15 protein-coding genes are annotated in these 21,581 nt (G+C 64.2%); 8 read left to right on the top strand and 7 right to left on the bottom strand.

The annotated features are described in order from the left end of the window. The first annotated feature begins 7 nt into the window (after positions 1-7). From yidC to E6A21_RS14560, 5 genes are all read left to right on the top strand, one after another. The gene (yidC, locus tag E6A21_RS14580) at positions 8-970 is read left to right on the top strand and encodes a membrane protein insertase YidC (RefSeq protein ID WP_138444889.1); all 963 of its coding nucleotides are present in this window, start codon (positions 8-10) and stop codon (positions 968-970) included. Continuing rightward, a complete protein-coding gene (locus tag E6A21_RS14575) occupies positions 967-1,569 on the top strand; it encodes a Jag family protein (RefSeq protein WP_425471562.1) in 603 nt (200 codons plus the stop codon). The genes yidC and E6A21_RS14575 overlap by 4 nt, the downstream gene beginning before the upstream one ends. A gap of 1 nt (position 1,570) precedes the next feature. Continuing rightward, entirely contained in the window at positions 1,571-2,251 is a 681-nt protein-coding gene (rsmG, locus tag E6A21_RS14570) for a 16S rRNA (guanine(527)-N(7))-methyltransferase RsmG (protein WP_138444888.1), read from the top strand. A 114-nt stretch (positions 2,252-2,365) separates the two neighbouring features. After that, complete coding sequence (locus E6A21_RS14565; RefSeq protein ID WP_425471561.1) at positions 2,366-3,370, top strand: ParA family protein; 1,005 nt, start codon at positions 2,366-2,368, stop codon at positions 3,368-3,370. A 54-nt stretch (positions 3,371-3,424) separates the two neighbouring features. Then, on the top strand, positions 3,425-4,720 hold the full coding sequence (locus E6A21_RS14560; RefSeq protein ID WP_138444886.1) for a ParB/RepB/Spo0J family partition protein: 1,296 nt from the start codon (positions 3,425-3,427) through the stop codon (positions 4,718-4,720). A gap of 4,754 nt (positions 4,721-9,474) precedes the next feature. Here E6A21_RS14560 and trxA read toward each other — a convergent pair. The 5 genes from trxA to E6A21_RS14535 form a co-directional block, all read right to left on the bottom strand. Then, positions 9,475-9,804 carry a thioredoxin gene (gene trxA, locus E6A21_RS14555; protein WP_138444885.1) on the bottom strand — a complete coding sequence of 110 codons (330 nt, stop codon included), beginning with the start codon at positions 9,802-9,804 and terminating at the stop codon, positions 9,475-9,477. Positions 9,805-9,832: 28 nt separating this feature from the next. Then, entirely contained in the window at positions 9,833-10,813 is a 981-nt protein-coding gene (trxB, locus tag E6A21_RS14550; protein WP_138444884.1) for a thioredoxin-disulfide reductase, read from the bottom strand. Between the two features lie 224 nt (positions 10,814-11,037). Next, positions 11,038-12,729, bottom strand: a complete 1,692-nt coding sequence (locus E6A21_RS17955) for an ABC transporter substrate-binding protein (protein ID WP_171041421.1) — start codon at positions 12,727-12,729, stop codon at positions 11,038-11,040. Between the two features lie 127 nt (positions 12,730-12,856). After that, positions 12,857-14,893, bottom strand: a complete 2,037-nt coding sequence (gene murJ, locus E6A21_RS14540) for a murein biosynthesis integral membrane protein MurJ (protein ID WP_138444882.1) — start codon at positions 14,891-14,893, stop codon at positions 12,857-12,859. Between the two features lie 7 nt (positions 14,894-14,900). Further along, positions 14,901-15,407, bottom strand: a complete 507-nt coding sequence (locus E6A21_RS14535) for an NUDIX hydrolase (protein WP_043121003.1) — start codon at positions 15,405-15,407, stop codon at positions 14,901-14,903. Between the two features lie 147 nt (positions 15,408-15,554). Between E6A21_RS14535 and E6A21_RS14530 the strand changes: the two genes are divergently transcribed. From E6A21_RS14530 to E6A21_RS14520, 3 genes are all read left to right on the top strand, one after another. Further along, positions 15,555-17,057, top strand: coding sequence for a CCA tRNA nucleotidyltransferase (locus E6A21_RS14530; protein ID WP_138444881.1), 1,503 nt, complete (start codon positions 15,555-15,557; stop codon positions 17,055-17,057). Then, a complete protein-coding gene (locus E6A21_RS14525) occupies positions 17,054-17,635 on the top strand; it encodes a histidine phosphatase family protein (RefSeq protein ID WP_138444880.1) in 582 nt (193 codons plus the stop codon). The genes E6A21_RS14530 and E6A21_RS14525 overlap by 4 nt, the downstream gene beginning before the upstream one ends. A 121-nt stretch (positions 17,636-17,756) precedes the next feature. Further along, positions 17,757-18,593 (top strand): S1 family peptidase, encoded by an 837-nt coding sequence (locus E6A21_RS14520; RefSeq protein ID WP_138444879.1) that lies wholly within the window; start codon positions 17,757-17,759, stop codon positions 18,591-18,593. Positions 18,594-18,735: 142 nt separating this feature from the next. Here E6A21_RS14520 and E6A21_RS14515 read toward each other — a convergent pair whose 3' ends face one another. Together E6A21_RS14515 and E6A21_RS14510 are read right to left on the bottom strand one after the other, a co-directional pair. After that, a complete protein-coding gene (locus E6A21_RS14515; protein WP_171041420.1) occupies positions 18,736-20,142 on the bottom strand; it encodes an SNIPE associated domain-containing protein in 1,407 nt (468 codons plus the stop codon). Further along, a complete protein-coding gene (locus E6A21_RS14510; RefSeq protein ID WP_171041419.1) occupies positions 20,139-21,386 on the bottom strand; it encodes a hypothetical protein in 1,248 nt (415 codons plus the stop codon). Before E6A21_RS14510 ends, E6A21_RS14515 begins: the two co-directional genes overlap by 4 nt. Positions 21,387-21,581: the final 195 nt, after the last annotated feature.

Below are 21,581 nucleotides of genomic sequence, written 5' to 3'. Positions count from 1 at the left end.
AAAATTCATGGACCCCTTAAGCGCGATACTGCTGCCCTTCGAGTGGCTGGTCTCCTTTGTGATGGTGGCCTTCCACGAGGCGCTGTCGTTCTTGGGCATGCCTTCGGGGAACGGTTGGACCTGGACCTTCTCGATCATCGGGCTCGTGCTCGTGATCCGCGGGGCCCTTATCCCGGTCTTTGTGCGGCAGATCAAGGCGCAGCGAGGCATGCAGCTGCTCCAGCCGGACCTCCAGAAGCTCCAGGCCAAGTACAAGGGCAAGACTGATCAGCTTTCGCGTCAGGCCATGGCGCAGGAGCAGATGGCCCTGTACAAGAAGCACGGCACCAACCCCTTCTCCGCATGCCTGCCCATGGTCATCCAGATGCCGTTCTTCTTCGGGCTCTTCCGAGTTCTCTCGAACGTCAGCGGCGCCCAGAGCAACAACCCCGGCATCGGGGCGATGACCACCGACCAGGTCAATCAGTTCCACAGCTCTCAGATCTTCGGCGCGCCGCTTTCCGCCTCGCTGCTCCATGGTGGCGGCGGAAACCCCGTTGTCGTCGCAGTTCTGACGATCTTCATGATCATCGCGATGACCGCCTCGCAGTTCATCACGCAGAAGCAGATCATGGCGAAGAACATGTCCGAGTCTGCTCTGCAGAGCCCGTTCATGCGCCAGCAGAAGATCCTTCTCTACATCCTTCCGCTCGTCTTCGGCATCGGCGGCATCAACTTCCCGATCGGCGTCCTGATCTACTGGACGGTCAGCAACCTCTGGACGATGGGCCAGCAGTTCTATGTGATCCGCCGGATGCCTGCTCCTGGTTCGCCGGCAGCCAAGGCCCTCAACGAGCGTCGTGCCGCACGGGGACTTGCTCCAATCGACGTGACGACGGGTAAGACTCTGAAGGCAGAGGACATTCCCGAGCCCGTGCAGCCCAAGGGGCAGCGCCAACAGCCTCAGCGCAAGAACAGGAGGAAGAAGTGAGCCCTGCTGAAACCGCCGCGGAAAGTGGTACCGAGGACATGGACTTTGAGAGCACCGAGGCCGCAGCCGAGACGGCGGCGACGGATGTCGAGGGCGTCGAGGATGCAGACGACGACGCTGACGAGACCCCTCTGAGCCGTCTCGAGGAGGAGGGCGACGTCGCCGCCGATTATCTCGAAGAGCTCCTCGACATCGCGGACATCGACGGCGATATCGACATCGAGGTCCGGGGTGGACGCACCTACCTCTCCATCATTGCCGACGAGAGCAGCAGTGGCCTGACCGCGCTCGTGGGAAAGGGCGGTGAGGTGCTCGACGCACTCCAGGAGCTCACCCGGCTGGCGGTGCTGTCCCAGACTGGCACCCGCTCTCGCCTCGTCCTGGACATCAATGGCTACCGGGGCGAGCGGGCGAAGTATCTGCATGCGTTGGCCCAGGAGGCCGTCGCCAAGGTGAAGTCCGAGGGCGGCGCCGTGCATCTCATCCCGATGAGCTCCTACGAGCGGAAGATCGTGCACGATGCTGTGGCAGATCTCGGTCTCGCGAGCGAGTCGGAGGGCGAGGGCGCGAAGCGGCACATCGTCGTCTCTGCCGACTGAGATGGTCCAGGATCTCTCCGGGGTGACGCCCGACGATGGTGTCCCACCCGTCCTTGAGGGTGCCGAGCTCGCAGCCGCCCAGCAGATCTTCGGGGAGAGGCTTGGCCTTGCCCAGCAGTACGTGGAACATCTCGCCACGTCTGGCCTCGAACGGGGTCTCATCGGACCGCGAGAGGTGCCACGACTCTGGAGCCGGCACGTTCTGAACTGTGCCGTGATCGAGTCGGAATTCGCCGGCAATGCGACCGTGGCCGATGTCGGAAGCGGTGCTGGCCTGCCGGGCCTGTGCTTGGCCCTAGCGCGGCCGGACCTCACTCTCGTCCTCATCGAACCGCTCGAGCGGCGGGTCGTCTGGCTTGAGGAAGTGGTTGCGGATCTGGGCCTGGACAACGTGCGCGTGCTCCGGTCCCGCGCCGAGCAGGCCGTGGGGCACGTGAACGCTGACTATGTCACGGCACGTGCAGTTTCCGCCCTTTCCAAGCTCGTGCCGATCACTCTGCCGTTGCTCGGCGGTTCGGGATCCCTCGTTGCCATCAAGGGGCGGAGCGCTGCCGAAGAGGTTGAAAACGCGGTCAAGGCGATCAAGAAGTATCGGGGCCACAGCCCGGAGATCAAGGTTATCGGGGAGGCTCTCCTGGAGGAGCCGACCACAGTCGTGCGGATCGCCGTCGGTGCGGCCTGATCCGGCTCGGGGGCGCGGCTACCCGCTAGGCTAGAGTGAAGGACATCGACGCGACCCGAGAGTGAGTGAACAGTGACGAGTGACGAGTCATCAGCTCAGCGGATCCCGCCTTTCGTGTCTCTCGCGACTGCTCGAACGACGACTGTGGCCTCCTCCACTGGTTCTCAAACTTCCAAGGTTGTTTCTGTTTCACGTGAAACGCCTTCCCCGAAAGGATCGGCCAACAACGGCTCCGCAATCACGATCGACGACTCGAGTCCCATCGGCAGTCAGCTGGCGAACGAGACGAAGCGCCGTGAGAGGTTGAGCCAACGGAAGCTCCGGCGCCCGGAGGCCACTCGCATCTTCACCGTCTCGAATCAGAAGGGTGGCGTCGGCAAGACCACGACCACGGTCAATATCGCCGCTGCGTTGGCTGCCTCCGGCCTCAACGTCCTGGTCATCGACATCGATCCACAGGGCAACGCCTCGACTGCTCTGGGCATCGAGCACCATGCAGAAGTCGAGAGCATCTACGATGTGCTGATCAATGACGTCTTGCTCGGGGAAGTCGTGCGGTCGTGCCCGGACGTCGACCGCCTTGAATGCGCGCCGGCCACGATCCACCTCGCGGGCGCAGAAATCGAACTTGTCTCACTCGTTGCGCGCGAGCAGCGACTCCGCCGTGCGATCGAGATCTACTCCAAAGAGCGCGAGTCTCAGGGCCTCGAGAGGCTCGACTACATCTTCATCGACTGCCCGCCGAGCCTTGGTCTGCTTACGGTCAACGCCTTCTGCGCCGCGAACGAGGTGCTCATACCGATCCAGTGCGAGTATTACGCTCTCGAGGGCCTCAGCCAGCTGCTCAGCAATATTGAGATGATTCAGAAGCATCTCAACGCAAACCTTCGCGTCTCGACCATCCTGCTGACCATGTATGACGGTCGCACCAACCTCGCCGCCCAGGTGGCGGCGGAGGTGAGGGAGCACTTCCCGCAGCAGGTCCTCGAGGCCGTCGTCCCGCGTTCCGTGCGAATCTCCGAGGCGCCGAGCTACCAGCAGACGGTGATGACGTATGACCCGTCGTCGACTGGTGCCCTCTCCTACATGGAGGCTGCGGCGGAAATCGCTGAGCGCTAGTTTGCATACTGGTCATACCCTCAGCTGCGAGGGTCCGAAGGAGGAAGTTCGCTCATGAGCGAGAAGCGCCGTGGATTGGGCCGTGGCCTGGGGGCTTTGATTCCAAGCTCAGGAGCCACCGTTGGATCTGGGTCAACGTCACGACCCGTAGACCTGTTCTTCCCTGAGTCGCGTAGCCCAGAGAAGGTCGAGGAGGAGCCGACCCCCGCAGCCACTCCGGCCACCCCTGAATCGGACAGCCGTACGTCCCGAGCCGAGCGGTCAGCCGAGGTAGAAGCGACCAACGCCGACGAGGACGTTGAGACTGAGACGCTGGATGCATCAGCAGGTTCTGCACGGTCTACCGCCAATCCCGAGGCGATCGCGGGTCCGCGTTCCGGGCGCCCCTCCACCCTCGACCCACGTGACACCAGTGAGGAGTCGGCGAGACGTCCGTCTTCTGACCCTGTGATTGCTGAGGCCGGGGAGGGAAAGCCGTCCCGCGGCGAGTCGACTGCACGCGACGAAGGGGCAGACGAACTGGACTTGGTCGAAGTACCTGGTGCTCGGTTCGCTGAACTCCCTGTCGACTCAATCCACCCCAACCGCAAGCAGCCGCGTACCGTCTTCGACGAGGACGAAATGGCCGAGCTCGTACACTCGGTCCGAGAGATTGGCGTTCTTCAGCCCATCGTTGTACGCAAATCAACGGATATGGGTAGCGAAAGCTATGAGATTGTCATGGGGGAGCGTCGCTGGCGCGCCGTGCAGCAGGCGGGCCTTGACACTATCCCTGCGATCATTCGGGACACGAGTGACGATGATCTTCTGCGGGACGCGCTCTTGGAGAACCTTCATCGGAGCCAGCTAAATCCGTTGGAAGAGGCCGCGGCGTACCAGCAGCTGCTTGAGGACTTCGGCACGACCCACGAAGAGCTTGCCGATCGCATCGGTCGCTCACGCCCTCAGGTATCCAACACCATTCGTCTCCTCAGGTTGCCGCCTCTCGTCCAGCGGCGCGTTGCAGCGGGCGTCCTGTCTGCGGGCCACGCCCGAGCATTGTTGTCGCTCCCGGACGCCGGTGCCATGGAGCGTGTCGCGCAGCGCATCGTGGCAGAAGGGCTTTCTGTCCGGGCGACCGAAGAAGCGGTCGCGCTCTACCAGGATCCGGGGGACCCGCGCCGGGCGAATATCCCCAAGCCAAACGCTCGGCACGAGCGCCTCGACTTCCTCGCGTCGACGCTGGCGGATCGGCTCGACACCAACGTAAAAATCACGTTGGGAGCTCGTAAGGGACGCGTAAGCATTGAGTTTGCCAGCGTCGAGGACCTCAACCGCATCATGGGTGTTCTGAACCCCGGATCGGAGTAAGCAGCGATCTAGTAAGGGGGCCTGTCCGGCGGATAGGCCCCTTTTGCGTGTGTGCCGGGGAGGGCGTTCTTCTCTTCCCTTCTACTGAGCAGGGGCAGTCTCGTCATCTCGCTGCAACGCGTGCTGTGGGACACCCGGGGTCTCACAGCGCCCGTGCCGTTTCACATGAAACTAAAGGCGCCGACCGGACAGAAGATGTAGCGGCGGCACGTTATCGGCCGAGATTCGTTGATGTGTTGGATGCCCGTTGGGATGCAGCACGATGACTTGTCGTACTTGTCCGAAGCCAGGTGCCGATTGGCTGCACAGGACGCTTCTTGGCTGACACATTCGAAAGGTTGGGGAGGAGCGCTTACTGGCGCTGCCTGCGCTTCGACACCATTTAGACGTGAATCTGGACCAAGAAGTCCATTTCTGGGAGCGGTATCGTCCTGGTCGCTCCGATTAGCGGTTAGAACGCCCTCAACCCAATGAGACGGCGATGCGCGATAATCCGTCGGCACCATCGCGAGAGAGTGACTGGGAAGAGTCTTGGAGTTGGCTAGGACACGGACCTGCTGGTCCATGAAACGGGGTTCCGCGGGACCGAGTGACGAGACCGGGTTTCACTGGTAAGAGGCAGACGTGCTTTGCGCCCGGGGGAAACCTGAGGATCCGAATCTCTAAGTACGCACAGTCGGTGCGGCGGCGATGCCCGAGAGTGTCGCGATCAGGTCTGATCGCGGTGCGACACGGAGCAGCATTTCGAAGCAACGGGACCACGATGAAGCACCGGGACCACAATCGCGTGCACTTTCCCGGAGTCACTCGCTCCCAACTCCACATCATCACGGCTGCTGGACTACCTCACCCTGACTGCAACTGTTCCAGGCGTAAGCCCGGCGGGATCTCACGGTCTATGACGGGCCGACTGATGTCCACCCGTTCTGTCACTTCCGGTCTCCCGTCTCGGTTCCCGTGGCCGCGCGGTTTCACGTGAAACGAGCGCAGCCTAGGACGAAATGGTCGACCAGCCAGGGAAGCTTGGTTTCGTCGGCGCCTAGAACCGAGTCCACATATGTGTGACGCGCTTAGCGAACCAAGTACGGCGCCACGACCAGGTAGCTACAAAACCCGGGCAGTGGAGAATGCCTATGACCTAAGGGCATGGAAAGAACGCTAAGGGCATGGAAAGGACCCGACAACTTCCGTGGTGACTATGCCGGCAATTCCCCCCATTGGCTGTGGACAGAGAAGTCGGCGGAACACGGCCAGCAGGCCCATGGCGATCTCACTGCGTCCTGAGCATTGAACCATCGCTAGTCGGGAGAGTCATCGATCGCTGAATCGGAGCTCTCAGCGCGGATCGAGACACCAGCGGCTGCTTCCATGGCGATGAGATCTGAGGCCGCAGCTCGCAGCTGCAGAAGGGTCCGCGTCTAGTGCGGTGCTTGCCTCTCCCGTACATGGTGTCGCTGGCAGATCGAAGTCGGGAAGGTCTCCGTCGTGTGAGTCACGGTTTCGGGCTCTCTCCAGCGCTACCGGTTCATAGAGAGGGGGGTGACTGCGCGGGTTGCCCCGGCGACTCGCGATGTCGCGTCGCAGCCCCGCCTGGCCCTGTCCCGTATGGGTGTGCAGTGTGGAACGGCGAAAGAAGGCGGCCCGATGGCCCTGCCCTCCGAACCCGGCTCGGCTGGCCCTGTTTCACGTGAAACAGTATGCTCACGACCGCCAGTTGGCGTGTACCGCCGCCTCGCATCCCAGTCCGAAAACGGACGTATCACTGGTCCTTAGAGGGACCTAGGCAGAGTTTCGTTATCCCGATCGTGGCCGGACCCGCAGCATTGGCCTGTGGATTCGCCTGTGGATAACTGAGGCGCGCCATCCCCAGACCGAGCGCGGGGGGTGTGGATAACCCTGTGTAAAGAGGCGGCAATGTGCCGCTGCTGAATCCACACCGGGGTGTCGGTAGATCGTTGGTAGCTCACCGCTCAGAACAGACGAGCGGTGCTTGAGTCCAGTTCTCTGGTACCAGACCGACGAATACGCCACATTTGACCGGTATAGGGCGAGATCTGAATGGAAGTAAACCCTGCTGGGCCAAGAGGGCTGTTGAAGACTCGACATTGCATGCGGGGCATTGGACGGCCCATGTCTAGGTGAGACTCGAAGGGGAGGTTGGGGCGTGTCCAACCCTGTGCTGATGCGGCTGTCTGTCCACAGCTTAGAAGCGACGGTTGTGGAAAAGCACTGTGGATTCTGCTGTGGATAACGTGGCTCCGTGCTGTTCACAGACAAGCGATCGGGTGCTGCGAATTCCGGAGCCCGACGAAGCAGCAGGGGGCGTATAAGACGTCGCAAGGTGCCTCTCCGATCTTCCGGAACATCGGCCCCAGAGACGTGAAGGCGCGTGAGGGGACAGTTCGGCGGCCAAGGTCGTCGCCCGGGGGTGCATCGTTGTGGGGGTGCGGCGAGGGCGTCTTCGCGCTTCGCGCCACGGGACCTCGGTATTGACTCGGCGCACGCGCAGGCACAGGAGCCCCCGGGCGATTCTGGGATGTCGCATGGCCGCGTCCGGACGTCGTGGGCGACGGTGGATGAGTCGATACGAAGCGGAGCCACCATTCCGCTCCGACCAGGGCAGTGGACACGTTCGGCCCCGGACGTTGTCCATTACGGCGCGTGCTACATCGCTCTGTGGGTCTTCCTCCGGCTCACACGTGAGCCCCGCTGTATAGGAGCCAACATCCGCCCACCTGGAGTCTTCGAGAAGGTCTGGTAGCTGCCATGCACGTGTGCGGCTTGGGCGAGGATGACCATAGGCGCAAGAGCCTCCTGGCGCGGACATCCTGCTGTAAGGTGTCGCTTAGCGGCCGCCTTAGAACCAGGGCGTCTGTAGGCCGCTCGAATGGTGCGGTGGGGCGGATTTGGGCAGGACGGGGGTTCTCGTGTCGGTCATGGGTCGTGCCGCCTTCCCACGCAGGGACTTGCCACGGGGGCGGAGCAGCGTGACCGAGCAGAGTCGGGGGCAGCCGCTCAGTACGGAGTAGTGCAAGGTCGCGAGCAAGCGCCGAAGCCCTTATCCGAAAGTGTTTCACGTGAAACAAATTTCCAGGGGCAGTTTCACGGGCAAGCTTCGGGATGGCCCGCTGCCCGAAGGGATGAATGCTTGACCGGCCCGAGAGGAATAAATGCCCGACCGCGGCTTGCTTTCAGTGCCCACATACCGGCTTTCCGCAGCCTGGGGAGCAGCTGCCCGCTTACGTTGCCCAGACCGCTGCTGCGGAGGCCGTCTTGGTTGTGCTCAAGGTCATCTGATGTGGTGGTTGTCGATGTGCGCCGTGACCAACCGTGGTGCGTACGAGGCTAGGGCTCGGCCTGCCGCCTTCGGATAACCTCTGTCTTCTACAGCACGGTACGCCCGCGAGCTGCACGTTGCGGCCCAGGGGCGCCGCTGGGGGCCAGTCCAACGTGTTCCTGCCCCGGTCGTCGCAAACAGACGACCGAAGGGTAGTGACACCAAAATCGAACCGTGGTGACGTCCCAGGGGGGACCTGCCTCGACAAAGCGTGATGCATCCGCGCCCTTGTGTGCCCGGAAGTCGGTTGTGGCTGCCGAAATCCGAGCTTCTAAGCACGAGACGGCGCGGTCGCACCAGAATGATTGATCTGCTATCGGCGGGTGGTTTGGGGAGTTCCGGTGTGACCCCTCATCGGGAAGCGTCGGGTCGATCGGGAAGCATCGGAATGGGCGAATCCCCATTTTTCGCCGCTGATGGATGCACCTTCGGACCGTTGCGTTTCATCTTGACCAACCCGACGCTTCGCAGGTGGTGTACTTCGAACGTTTTGGCGCTCAATTCCAAGCTCCTTGGCCACGTTTCGCGCGCCGACGTTGGGAAATATGATTCGTCGTCGCAATGGTTATCGGTACACCGTGATCATCGAGACCATAACGGGCGCGCGCGGCGCTGGCTGGTCGCTTGAACGGCGGTGGCTTGCTGTGGAATTGGTGCCCCATAATCAACAAAAACCGCTGATTTGGCGGTCGCTGATTCTAAGTAGTGTCAGTGCATGACCCATACATACATACCCAGGTGTCTTGGCCGCATCGTACGGGCGTGGTCCTTTGGCCCGACGCAAGTAGGTGCCCGAGCAGCAGGATTCGGTCTAAGGAACGAGCTTGAGCCCCCCTGATTGGTACGGGCAGGATTGTCACTGCCTTCCGGGTGATCAGGGGCCAGCTTTTGCGGCAGACGAAGTCGCAGGAGGGGCTAAGCATGTTCTATTGGGAGCAGAGGTGGGTGGCGAGCCGGCCCCATGACTGGGTGGGACCCACCCGGAGGCGAAAAGAGAAGGCCGGGCCCCTACATGCTCTGCGGGTAGGCTCCCGCTACGTCGGCCCGCTGGATAGGCCCGATGAGGGCCCGGGCTGCGCTACCGCCGGGGGACGCGGATCGCGCGGAGTCCAGGAAGGGAGGCGTCCTAGGGTCCTCGAAGTCCTCTTATCTGGCCGCTATGGGCGGGAAATGGAAGTTGCTGGCTCACCAAAACAATCGGAGATCGCAGCGGAACAGAGCGCTTGGACTGAGGAGGCGCGATACTAGGCCGCGTACGGCGTGCACTGTTTCACGTGAAACGGCAGCTGGGTTCACGTGAAACGGCAGCTTGGCTACCGAGCCGCGACTATGGGCCCGGGACGACTTGGACGCGCGCCTCTGGCCAAAAACAGGAAAGGGGCGCGGCCTACGCCGCGCCCCTTTGAAGTCATAAGTCCTACTTGCTCAGGACCTCAGACCATTCCTTCTCGAAGTACTGCTTCGGCCGAGCACCGATAACGGTTCCGGTCACCTTGCCCTTCTCGAAGAGATAGACAGCAGGGATGGAAGTGATACCGTACTCGGCGGCGATGTTGGGGTTGTCGTCAACATTCACCTTGACGACGTCAACCTTATCGGAGTACTCAACCGAAATGTCGTCGAGAATGGGACTCACCTTGCGGCACGGACCGCACCACTCGGCCCAAAAGTCGACGATGACCGGCTTGTTCGAGAGGAGAACCTCGTCGGTGAACTGCGCGTCGGTGACGTCTCTGGCGTTACTCATTGCTGCCTTCCGATCTCTGGATGAGGATTCAAGCCTGCTGAGCGGCGAGGCTCGGTAGTTCAAGATTTGCGAGGTAGTGCTCAACGTCCAAGGCCGCAACGCAACCCGAACCGGCTGCGGTGATCGCTTGGCGGTAGGTGGGGTCCACCACATCACCTGCGGCGAACACACCTGGAACACTCGTGCGGGACGTGCGACCCTCAACTGCAATGGTGCCTTCAGGGGTGATGGCCAAAACGTCTTTGACAAGGTCCGTACGGGGGTCGTTGCCGATAGCGACGAAAACGCCGGTGACCGCGAGCTCGGATTTCGAACCATCGACCGTGTTACGCAGGACAAGTCCCGTCACCTTGTCTTCACCGATGACATCGGAGACCTCACTGTTCCAGGCGAACCTGATCTTTTCGTGAGTCAAGGCTCGATCAGCCATGATCTTCGAGGCACGCAGAGAATCCCGGCGGTGGACGACGGTGACTGAGCGAGCAAACTTCGTCAGGAACAGAGCCTCCTCCATGGCGGAGTCCCCACCGCCTATCACGGCGATGTCCTGGTCTTTGAAGAAGAAGCCGTCGCATGTCGCACACCAGCTCACACCGTGGCCCGAAAGTCGCTTCTCGTTCGGGAGGCCGAGCTCACGGTAAGCGGACCCCGTTGCAATAACGACCGTCCGGGCGAAGTGTTCCTCGCCATTTCCAAGGACGACTCGCTTGACGTCACCCTCGAGGTCGACCGAGGCCACGTCCTCGAATTCGATCTGCGCGCCGAATTTGGCGGCCTGCTGCTCAAGCTTGTCCATGAGCTCTGGCCCTTGAATTCCGTCCGGGAAGCCAGGGAAGTTCTCAACCTCGGTGGTATTCATCAGTTCGCCGCCGGCGGTGACCGATCCGGCAAAGATCAACGGCTGGAGGTTGGCTCGCGCTGTGTAGATGGCCGTCGTGTATCCCGCAGGACCTGATCCAACGATGATGACGTCCCGCACTTCGGCGGCGTTGCTATCGGCAGTGCTCACGGGCGAATGACCTCTTCTTCTGACGTACTGGACTCCGAGTGTCCACAGCTCACAACATGTTGAGAAGCGCCGGTATTCCGGGGATCTCGTCCCTCAAGGGTACCGAAGCGCCGAGCGGGGCATCGAACGGCTGCGAAACGTCATGAAAAGACACGGAAGGGGGCGTGCCGACTCCCAGGAGTCGGAACGCCCCCTTCGTCGAGGCAGTCTCCGATGCCGATGCCCTACTGGACCTTGATCTCCGCCAGTCGAAGCCCGTAGGGGTACACCTTGTAGTTCGCGAGTCGCGGCAGGGCGTTGATCTGCACGAGGACGTACTGTGCCTTGACGGCAGCCGGCAACTGGAAGACTAGCTGCGGACCGTTGAAGGAGCTCGTGCCCGCCAACGCAGCGCCACCGAGGTCCGGAGTGGCATTCGTAAACACGCTTACGCTGCCGCCCGTTGCCCCGAGCTGGTCGAGCTCGACCTGCTTGATGTCCGAAACATCCTTGAGCTTCACCGCAAGGGTCACGCTCTTTGCGAACCCGCCCCAATCCTCACGCGCGAACTCCATGTCGGACCAGTAGCTCGCCGGATTCCCGTCGTAGGTGTTGGCAAGCTTCGCATCGAACTGATCCGCGAACGTCAGCTCCCCTGGGTTGAGGCGCGTCACCGAATCAACGACCGGCGCTACCGCGACAGGAGCGGGCGCCTGGGTCTGGCCTGCTGACGGCGAACCCTGGGTGGCCGAGGCCGAGGGTGCGTTCGACGCCGCCCTCGAAGTGCTGCTCGCCTGCGGCTGGAAGACGCTCCCGAGCGTGGTGAACGCAAAAATCAAGGCGGCGATCAGGACGACGGCGAGGATGCCGCCTACGAGCCACGGCACTGACTTCGGGCGGGTCGCCTCGTCGTCCTCTTCCAGATCATCGTCGCGATCGAAGATCCGATCCGAGGCATTTCCGCGACCAACGTTCCGCGCCGCAGCCGGGAACGTCCCACCTCGGGCGGGGCCAGGACCGGCAGGCGAGGTTGGCGGCTTCTGGACAGGCTGCGTCGCGTCACTGTACTGCGCGGGTGCACCGTACTGGACGGGCTCGTTGTACTGCGTCGGCTCGCCCTCTTGGGGCCGCTCGTTGTACTGGGCCGGCTGCCCGGCCGCTGGAGTAGGGGGAGCAGGGTTGACGGGACGAGGCTGCGGTGCCGGAGCCTGCGGTGCCGGAGCCGCAGGGCGGGCTGCACCCGAGGATCCGGGCCAAGGCGTTACCTTCGGCGGGTTGGTGAACTCGGATCCGGCAGCGGCAGCAGCGGCAGCAGCGGCGGCAGCCGCAGCCGCCCCGGCGGCATTTGACCGACCCCTCTGATCCTCAGACTCATCCTCTGCGGAACGCGGCGGAGCGGGTGGAGGAGGCGGAACCGGGCGCGGCGGCATCGGCGGTACAGGCCGCTGCTCACGGGGAGGCTCGGGCCGCGTATCCGGCACGTCGTCCGGATGAGCGCTCGGATAACGGATGTAGTCGTGATCGCCGTGCTCGTAGAGGCCGTCGTACGTCTCGGGTTCCCGTGAGCGGGATTCGCCGAAGATCTCGCTCCCGAGAGTGTCCGTGAAGAACGGCTCGACGTACGGCGCGTCCTGGGCCACGATCAGGTCGAGCAGGTCAGCGGCCGCGGCGTGGTTCGTGATGAGGTAGGTCGCCTCATGGCTTGTGCCCAGGTCGAGGACCTGAATGCCGACGTGACGCTCGCCGGTCGCGACTTCCCTCGCGCTCTGGGCGAGCTGCTGGGCGTTGTGCGGCGCAGACACGAGGATGCTCACGGGACGATTGAGGATCTGATCCACTCCGTCGAGGACCAGGTCTCCGTCATGCGACTCAACGATCGAGGACGTGACCTTGTACCGACCGCCGAGCACGCTGCCGACGTCGATGGACTGGGACACGGGTACCTCCTGAACGTCTGCCCCGCCAGCCCGGACATGCCGGACCCTTGCTATCACTCGATCCTAGCGGACGGTGTCGGAACCGCTCGTTACACTTGCCCGCAGACGCACCCGGATGGGAAAACGATCAGCGGTCGCGGAAGTTCGGGTTCCGTCCGGGAGGGCCTTGATAGGTCCGCCGGCCGGGCAGAGGCTCCTGGCGGGCGGACTCGGGCCGAGCTCGGTACATGCTCGGATCGAACTGCCCCGAGATCCGCGGGATGATCCCCGTGTCGTCCGAAAGGGTCGGAGCGCTCTCGCGCAGGGCGTACGCCGGCTGCCGAGGCTCCGCGGGCTCCTCGAGATAGGCGTACCCGGGATCCTCGTAGTCGCGGCCACGGGCGGCAACGCCGTAGGCGGCCCCCTCGTAGCCCGCGTCGCCCCCGTAGCCGGCGGCAGCACCGGCGTCGTGCGCCGGCTGGGCGGCGGGCGACGCCGCGTGCTGTCCGCGCCCGGTGAACCGGCCCATGATGGGGCGCAGGAGGTCGCGGAGCTCGGTGACCCCGAAGATCCGGAGCAGCAAAAGGTAGACGAGCAGCATCGCGACGCCGATGACGATGATCGAGATCAGTGCCGTGAGGCTCGAGCTCCAGATGAAGCCCCGGGACGAGAGGCCGCCGAGAAGCCAGACCGCGATTCCGCCGGCCATCGCTGCGCCCAGCGCCGCATAGCCCATTCGAATGTAGGAACGCGCGACGGTCACCCCGTCGAGGTTGCCGAGCTTGCGTCGCAGATAGGCGCCGCTCAGCACGACGGACAGGATGTTCCCGACCGTGTACAGCGTGGCGATCGCGAAGATGATGTAGCGCGCCGGCAGGAACTGGATCACGGACGCGCCCACGACGTTGAGGATCCCGAGCCAGACCTGGACCTTGAACGGCGTCTTCGCGTCCTCATAGGAGTAGAAGACGCGGGACATCATGAAGTTCGCGCTGAGGAAGGGCGTGCTGAGCGCAAGGATGCTGAGCGTCTGCGCGAGCATGACGCCGTCCGAGGCCGACCCGCCGGAGAAGAACCGCCCGAGCGGCGCGGCAAGGGCGAACAGTGCGAGGGCGCTGAAGACGGTGGCAACGGCCATGGTGCGCAGCCCGTGGGAAAGCGCAATCCGCACTCCCCGTCGGTCGCCGGCCTGGGAGGCCGCCGTCATCCGGTTGAACAGGACCGTCGCGAGCGAAAGCGCGATGATCGAGTGCGGCAGCAGGTACAGCTGGCTCGCCATCTCGAGGACGGTGTTGCCGGGGATGAACTGCCACGAGGGGTCGCCGGCCTCCCGGAGCTGTTCCCGGACGGCGCCGGGCTGGGATGCGATCTTCATGAGGTAGAGGAACGTCAGCTGGCCCACGGCGGTGGTCGCGAGTGTCCAGACACCGATCCTCGCCGCCGCGCCGAGGCCGACGCCGCGCCATCCGAACCTCGGGCGCAGGCCGAGCCCCAGCCTGCCGACGGGGATGAAGAGCATGGCCGTCTGGATGACGACGCCGACGGTCGAGGCGCCCGCGACGAGCAGGGTCTGCGGGGTGCCCCAGGATTCGATCGTGTGCGGGTTGGCAGCGTTCGTCCCGAAGATCCAGATGAACATGCCGAGGCCCGCAATGGCGACGACGTTGTTCACGAGGGGCGCCCACATCGCGGGGCCGAACGCCCCATGGGCGTTGAGGACCTGGGTCAGCAGCGCGTACAGCCCGTAGAAGAAGATCTGCGGAAGGCACCAGTACGCGAAGACGGTGGCGAGCGCGAGCTGTTGGGGACTGTAGTCGGAGGTCGTGAGCCGCATGACGATGGGTGCGCCGATCGTCACGAGCGCCGTGAGGACGAAGGTGACGACGACGCCCAAGGTGAGCAGGCGGCTGATGTAGTCCGCGCCACGGTCAGGGGCGCGGCTTGCCTTGAGGATCTGCGGGACGAGGACCGTGTTGAACACGCCGCCGGCAACGAGCAGGAAGATCAGGTTCGGGAGGTTGTTCGCGTTGACGAACGTGTCCGTGACCGTCGAGCCGAGGCCCAGGGCGTAGACGAGGAGCAGCTGCCGCACGAACCCGAGCACGCGGGAGAGGAGCGTGCCGACGGCCATGATGGCGCTGGATTTCGCCTCCGAGGCCGGGGCCGGGGCTTTCGAAGCCGTCATCGGACCGTCACTTCAGGAGATGTTCCGGGAGGACTTCCCGGGCGAGGTCCGCGATCCGTCGCTCGTTCGGAAAGGAGAGGCGGCGCGAGAGTTCGGAAATGGGCACCCACGCGACGTCGACGGCCTCCTGATCAGGATCATTCTCGATGGTCAGTTCCCCGCCGACGGCTTGGAGCAGATAGTGGTGGACCGTCTTGTGGACACGGTGCCCCGTGACGGTGAACCAGTAGTCGATGCTGCCGAGAGGCGCGAGGATCCGGCCGTCGATGCCCGTCTCCTCGCTGATCTCGCGGACAGCCGCACTCTCGTTCGACTCTCGACCCTCGGGATGCCCTTTGGGGAGGCACCACTCGAGACGTCCGCCGCGATTGAGCCGCGCAATGATCGCCACCGGCAGATTCGGGTTGTCCGTGTCCACGATGACACCGCCCGCAGAGATCTCCTCGACCGTGGGGAGCGAGTGAATATAGGTGTGACCCGCCGGAGCGACGTGCGGTCCGATCGCGGACGGCAGCGGCGCACCCCTCCTCTTCTGAGGATCGCTCGGCAGCGGAATCACCATGCAGTCCACTCTAACCAGAAGCCCCTCACGATGAGTCATGGTCCGCCTGCGCCGCTCGGATCGGAAACTGGCTCTTCGATCTGCGAAGCTTTAAGGGCTATGGCAGGAGAAGACTCACAAGGGGCGCGGACGACGGCGCCTGAAACACCGTCCGTCGGCTTCGCCGTCGATCCCGTCGCGCTCGAACTCGGGCGTCGCTTCGTCGACGCCGGGTTCGAACTCTCACTCGTGGGTGGACCGGTCCGGGATCTCTTCCTGGGCCGCCAGTCGCCTGACCTCGACTTCACGACCAACGCGACCCCAGATGAGACCCTGGCGGTCATCAAGGGGTGGGCCGACGCGTTCTGGGAGATCGGCAGGGACTTCGGCACCATCGGCCTGCGCAAGCGGGGCTTCCAGATCGAAGTGACGACCTACCGGGCCGAAGCCTACGACCCGGAGTCGCGGAAGCCCGTGGTCGCCTTCGGCTCGTCGCTCGAGGACGACCTCGAACGCCGCGACTTCAGCATGAACGCCATGGCGCTGCGCCTCCCGTCGCTCGAGCTTGTCGACCCGTTTGGTGGCGTCCGGGACCTCCACGCCGGGGTCCTCCGCACACCGGGGACGCCTGAGGATTCCTTCTCCGACGACCCGCTGCGGATGATGCGCGCCGCGCGCTTCGCTTCCCAGCTCAAGGTCGACGTCGCGCCCGAGGTGCGGGACGCGATGACGGCCATGGCTGGCCGCATTTCGATCGTCTCGGCGGAACGCATCCGCGACGAGCTGGTCAAGCTCATCAACGGGGCCGCCCCCCGCGCTGGCGTCGACCTCCTCGTGGACACCGGAATTGGCGACGTCGTGCTTCCCGAGGTGAGCGCCCTGCGGCTCGAGGTCGACGAGCACCATCGCCACAAGGATGTGTACCAGCACTCGCTCACCGTCCTCGAGCAGGCGGTGGCCCTTGAGACGGGTCCCGACGGGCCTGTCCCGAGCCCGGACTTCGTGCTGCGCTTCGCGGCGCTCGTGCACGACGTCGGCAAGCCGGCGACGCGCCGCTTCGAACCGGGTGGGGCCGTCTCCTTCCGCCATCACGACGTCGTCGGCGCCAAGCTCGTGAAGAAGCGCATGCGCGAGCTGCGGTTCGACAACGAGACCATCAAGTCCGTCGCCAGACTAGTAGAGCTCCACATGCGCTTCTACGGCTACGGGGACGCTGGCTGGACTGATTCCGCGGTGCGCCGTTACGTCACGGATGCCGGGCCCCTCCTCGAGCGGCTCCATCGCCTCACGCGCTCGGACGTCACGACGCGGAACCAGCGCAAGGCGGACCGCCTCTCCTTCGCCTACGACGATCTGGAACAGCGCATCGCCGAGCTCGCGGAGCAGGAGGAGCTTGCGTCAATCCGCCCCGACCTCGACGGGCAGCAGATCATGGAAGTCCTGGGCATTGCGCCCGGACCGATCGTGGGCCGGGCCTATCGGTACCTGCTCGACGAGCGCATGGAGAACGGACCGGCCAGCGAGGAATCTGCCCGGGCAAAACTGCTCGACTGGTGGGCTGGGCAGCCGGAAAACGGTGCTGCTGAAAGCGGTCCTGTTAAAGAGGAGAAGGAGAGCGAGTGAGCACCGAAGATTTCGGCCTGCCGAAGCTGTGGCTTCTGCGGCACGGCGAGACGGAGTGGTCCAAGAGCGGCCAGTACACCGGGCTCACCGATCTTCCACTCACCCCGGAGGGTGAGGAGCAGGCGCGCGCAGCGAAGGCGACGCTCGACGGCGTCAATTTCGGTCTCGTGCTCACCTCTCCACTGCAGCGGGCGCGGAGGACGGCGGAGCTCGCCGGATTCCCGGAGGCGGAACTCGAGCCCAACGCGGTCGAGTGGGACTACGGCGACTACGAGGGCGTGCGTTCGGCTGACATCCGGCGCAAGAACCCGAGCTACCTCATCTGGAAGGACGGGGTCCCCAACGGGGAGACCCTCGCCGAGGTGGGGGCCCGGGCGGACCTGATCGTCGAGCGCGTCCTCCGCTCCGGCGTCGAGAATGCACTACTCGTCGCCCACGGTCACTTCTGCAGGATCCTGGCAGCCCGATGGCTCGGCATGGTCCCTGTCGAGGGGCGGCATTTCATTCTCGGGACAGCGAAAGTCTGCCGCCTGGGCTGGGACAAGAAGACCCCCGCCGTCGAGGCGTGGGGACTTTAGCAGTTGCCGTCCGCGCCCCGGGAATGTAACTCAACTTGTCAATACGGTAACCTCTGGCTAGAAGCCACGGCTTCCTGAAGAATCCGTGCCGCAGCACAACCGTGCTCAAGGAAGAGGGACAATGCGCAAGAAACTCATTGCCGCCTTGGCGGCGCTGACCGCCGCTTTCGGGCTGGCGTTCGCCGCTGCGCCCGCACAGGCGAGCACGGGCGGGACCGACGACGGCAACGCCCATCCCGGCGTGGCGCTGATCGTCTTCTACACGGCGGAGGGACGTTTCCGGTGCTCGGGCTCGCTCATCTCGCCGACTGTCATCCTGACGGCTGCCCACTGCACGGATGGCACTCTCGGCAGGACGCTCGTGAGCTTCGATTCCGTGATTGCCGAGCAGCCGCCGTCGGGCTTCCCGAACGCGGCAGACCCGAGCGTTGGCTACACGTCAACTGACCTTGCGGGTCGAATCTCGGGAACTGCGGTGACGGACCCCGCCTTCTCGAACTTCACGGACAAGAACAACTGGAACGACGTCGGCATCATCAAGCTCGACACCCCCGTTTCGCAGCCGTTCTACCCCCTCGCTGCGCCGGGTACCCTTGACGCGCTCGCTCCCGGCGACGTGCCGAAGACCACCGTGACGGCCGTCGGCTACGGCGCGCAGCTCGCGAAGCCCGACTCCGGTCCACAGCGGCGAGTCCCCGTCTCCTACCCGATGATCCGCCGCTCGGTGGACATGAACCTCCAGAGCGTGGGCCCGCAGATCTTCACGACGCACGCCAACGTCAACCCGGCCCAGGGCACCGGCGGCATCTGCTCAGGTGATTCCGGCGGCCCGGTGTTCCTCAATGGTCAGATCGTGGGCCTCACGAGCTTCGGCAACAAGAACTGCCTCGCGCTCGACGGGCTGCAGCGCGTCGACCTCGCGTCGATCCAGTCCTGGATTGCTAGCGCTAGCAAGTAGCGCAAGCCCTAGAGCCTCTCTAGAACCGCCGCCCCCGGGTTACCCCCGGGGGCTGCGGTGTTTTCAGGATGCGGCGAAGTCGTTCTCTGTTGCGGCGCTGCCGCCAATCACAGTAGTTCGGGTCTTGCCTTCCGGATCGTCTTCACAGCGTGCTCCCTGCGTCCTCGTCGACAGCGCGCCGCTGGGCCGGCCATGAGCTGAGGGACTGGAAATATTCGGTTGCTTCTGCGTCTTCGGTGAACTCGAGGAGGTTGCCGACTTTGGTGGCCAGGACCTCGCGGACTTCGGCCGGCGTAGCGAAGAAGAACTCCTTTCTTGGGTTGGCCTGGTTGAGGGCGCGGTCCGCGAAGTGCCGGTGGAGTTCGGTCTCGAGGGTGACGGCGTCCTCAGAGAAGTAGATGGTGTGGATGTCGAACCGGAACGGGACGGAAGCCCCGCTGAGCTCGCTGACACGGTCGGCGGGTTCGAGCCTGCGAGTGAGACCGATCTTCACGACCCCCTGCCCGAAGGCGCCCCGGTTGGAGATGACGTAGACGTAGCCTGCACGAATGTTGGCTGCCCGGTAATCGTTCTCCGCGATCGCCTGATCGATGTCGGCGAGGCGCTGGACAAGGTCGGGGTTCGTCGTCCCCGCGGCGCTGAGGGTTTCGAGGGTCTGCAGGAGCAAGGCCCGTTCCTTGTCGAGCCGTGCGCGTTCCTCGGCGAGCTCCTTCTCCACGCGCCGTTCTTCCCTGAGGCGGGCCCGCTCTTCGCGTTCACGCTCCTTTTCTTCCTGCTTCATCATCAGCCAATCGGCGGTCAGTTCGATTTCCTCGATACGGAGCAGGTGGTAGGCGTCGCTAATGTGCATCTGCATCATCGCGCCCAGTCGGGTGATTGCCGTCCGCGACGCTTCGAGCCTGCGCTTGGCAGTCTGGACGTTCCCGGCCTTCAGGCTCCGGATGCTGTTGTCCGCTTCGGCGTTGTAGGCCCGGAGCATGAGCTTGGCTAGGTCGTCGGACATCTTCCGTCCCTTGGCCAAGGAGTTGTCGAAGGTGAACGTGTTCGAGGTCTCAATGGCGTGCCCCTCTCGGATCAGGGCCGCAACCCGGGACTCGATGTCGTTGAGGCGGGGAAGGTACGCCGCGGCGTTCTCGAGGGGGTGGTGGTAGCGGTAGATGCCGACCTCTTGCAACACCTTCTGGTCATCGAGCTGTACCGGGGCGTCGGAGGGCGACGTGTCCGCGAGAAGCTCGCGGAGTCTTTTGTTCTCGGCCTTGAGTGCATTCAGCCTGTCCAGCAAACCCTTGTCATCCGGTGCCGGGCTTTTAGAGCGGAGTGCTCTTCTCGGGATCTCTTCGCTTGGGTGGCCAGGCTCCTGCTGCACAGCCGGGCATTCGCCGTCGGCCGGGGCGTCCTCGGCGACTTCTCCCTCGGGCATCCAGAGCTGCCACCCGGGCGGGGGAGCTGGCCAGGAGCTCGGGGGCCTCCACCCTGCGGGGGGCTTCCAGCCCGCCGGGGCCGGCGGCCATCCTGGGGGAGGGTTGAAGCGCGTTCTCTCGGGGCTCATGACCGGCGGACGCCGGCTGGGTCGACCGCGGCCAGGGCCGAGGGATTCTTCGATACTGCCGCGCCGAGGTGCTGGAGCGTCGCCGCGGGGACGACGCCGGAGAGGTCGAATTCCAAGAACTTCTCCCGGGGAGAGGTCACGGCGACCAGGGGGATGAAGGTCTCGCGTCCTGTCGCCGGATCCTTGGTTTGGGGACCGACCTGCAGGGAGACCGCCCGGATGATTCCCTGACGGTCGGATTCGAAGATCTCGTGCAGGGATCTGATGGCAACCTGGTGCAGGGCGCCCGCGTAGCGGTCGTTCGCCTCTTTCTTTGACAGCTGCGTTGCGGTGATCTCGTCGCTTGCCTTCACATACCGGTGGGCCTTCACGCTGCGGAGCTCCTCCGGAGCAGGCACGAGCACGCTCAGCTTCAGCTCGGCCGTCTCCGGGTCGAACTTCGCCTCGTGCTGGACTTGGAAGTGCTCGGGGTAGACCGAGTTCGCCATGACGATGCCGACGTATTCCTCGACCGCCTCGGGGGCGCCATAGGCGAGGGCGGCGGCGAGGTCGTCGATCGCGGCGTTGTGCTCGGCGACTTCCTTCTCACGTTGCTTGCAGTCCGCTTCGTAGCGGGCGATCTCGGCCTTGAGCTGTCGGAGCCGTTCCTCCTCGAAGGAGGCGTGCGTTGCCTTGAGCGCGGCCTCCTTCGCGGGAATCGAGTCCCGGTAAGCGGTCCACTCCTGCATGGCCTGCTGGTACTCGGCCTGGGCTTGCAGCCGGGCAGCCTCGAGCTTCTTCTTCCGACCGAACAGCCCCGTCGGCGGTTCCGGTTCCCGCAGGGCCGGAGGCGGGGGCACCTCGATCGGAGAGGGAGCCGGGTTTGGGCGTTCCAGGTCGGGGCGCGGGAATGCCGGGTGCCGGACCGTCCGCTTCAGGGACTGCAGGTCGACCCAGTCGTCCGAATCGAGGGTGGCGCCGAGGATGCCGTCGATTTCGGCGTATTCGTTGCTCAGGGCCTCATTCAGCCTCTCGGCCTCTGCCAGTCGGGCCTCGATGTGGGCTGCGCGCGCCTCCTTCTCAAGCTGCTTGCGCTCGGCCTCTGACGCACGCTCCGCCGCCGCTGCCGCCCGCAGGGAAGCTGCATGGGCGCGCTCGGCTCGGGCCTGCGCGGCCGCTGCGGCCCGCTGGGCCGCGTTCGCTCGCTGCTGGGCTAACCGCTGTTGACGCTGAAACTCTGCAAGAAACCCGTGACGCCGCGACACTCCAACCTCCACCCCATACGAAATCGACCAAATCTCACTCTAAGTCTTCACCATCTCGAGATGTCGGAATTAGGCCGTCCCGCAGTTCGTTTTATCGACCCTTCAATCGAAACTGCGAGCGAATTTCGTCCTACAACGTCAGCGTTGTTCTTGCCGCTCCCGGAGGCGCGAATTTGTCCGCCCGTGGATGCTATC

It is taken from the genome of Sinomonas susongensis (genome assembly GCF_005877005.1).
Lineage (GTDB): Bacteria > Actinomycetota > Actinomycetes > Actinomycetales > Micrococcaceae > Sinomonas > Sinomonas susongensis.
This window is presented reverse-complemented; position numbering and strand designations above follow the sequence as displayed.

Coding starts and splice junctions, on each gene's coding strand:
- E6A21_RS14560 (WP_138444886.1), top strand. CDS start 3,425: ATGAGCGAGAAGCGCCGTGGATTGGGCCGTGGCCTGGGGGCTTTGATT.
- rsmG (WP_138444888.1), top strand. CDS start 1,571: ATGGTCCAGGATCTCTCCGGGGTGACGCCCGACGATGGTGTCCCACCC.
- E6A21_RS14515 (WP_171041420.1), bottom strand. CDS start 20,142: ATGAGCCCCGAGAGAACGCGCTTCAACCCTCCCCCAGGATGGCCGCCG.
- yidC (WP_138444889.1), top strand. CDS start 8: ATGGACCCCTTAAGCGCGATACTGCTGCCCTTCGAGTGGCTGGTCTCC.
- trxA (WP_138444885.1), bottom strand. CDS start 9,804: ATGAGTAACGCCAGAGACGTCACCGACGCGCAGTTCACCGACGAGGTT.
- E6A21_RS14530 (WP_138444881.1), top strand. CDS start 15,555: ATGGCAGGAGAAGACTCACAAGGGGCGCGGACGACGGCGCCTGAAACA.
- murJ (WP_138444882.1), bottom strand. CDS start 14,893: ATGACGGCTTCGAAAGCCCCGGCCCCGGCCTCGGAGGCGAAATCCAGC.
- E6A21_RS14520 (WP_138444879.1), top strand. CDS start 17,757: ATGCGCAAGAAACTCATTGCCGCCTTGGCGGCGCTGACCGCCGCTTTC.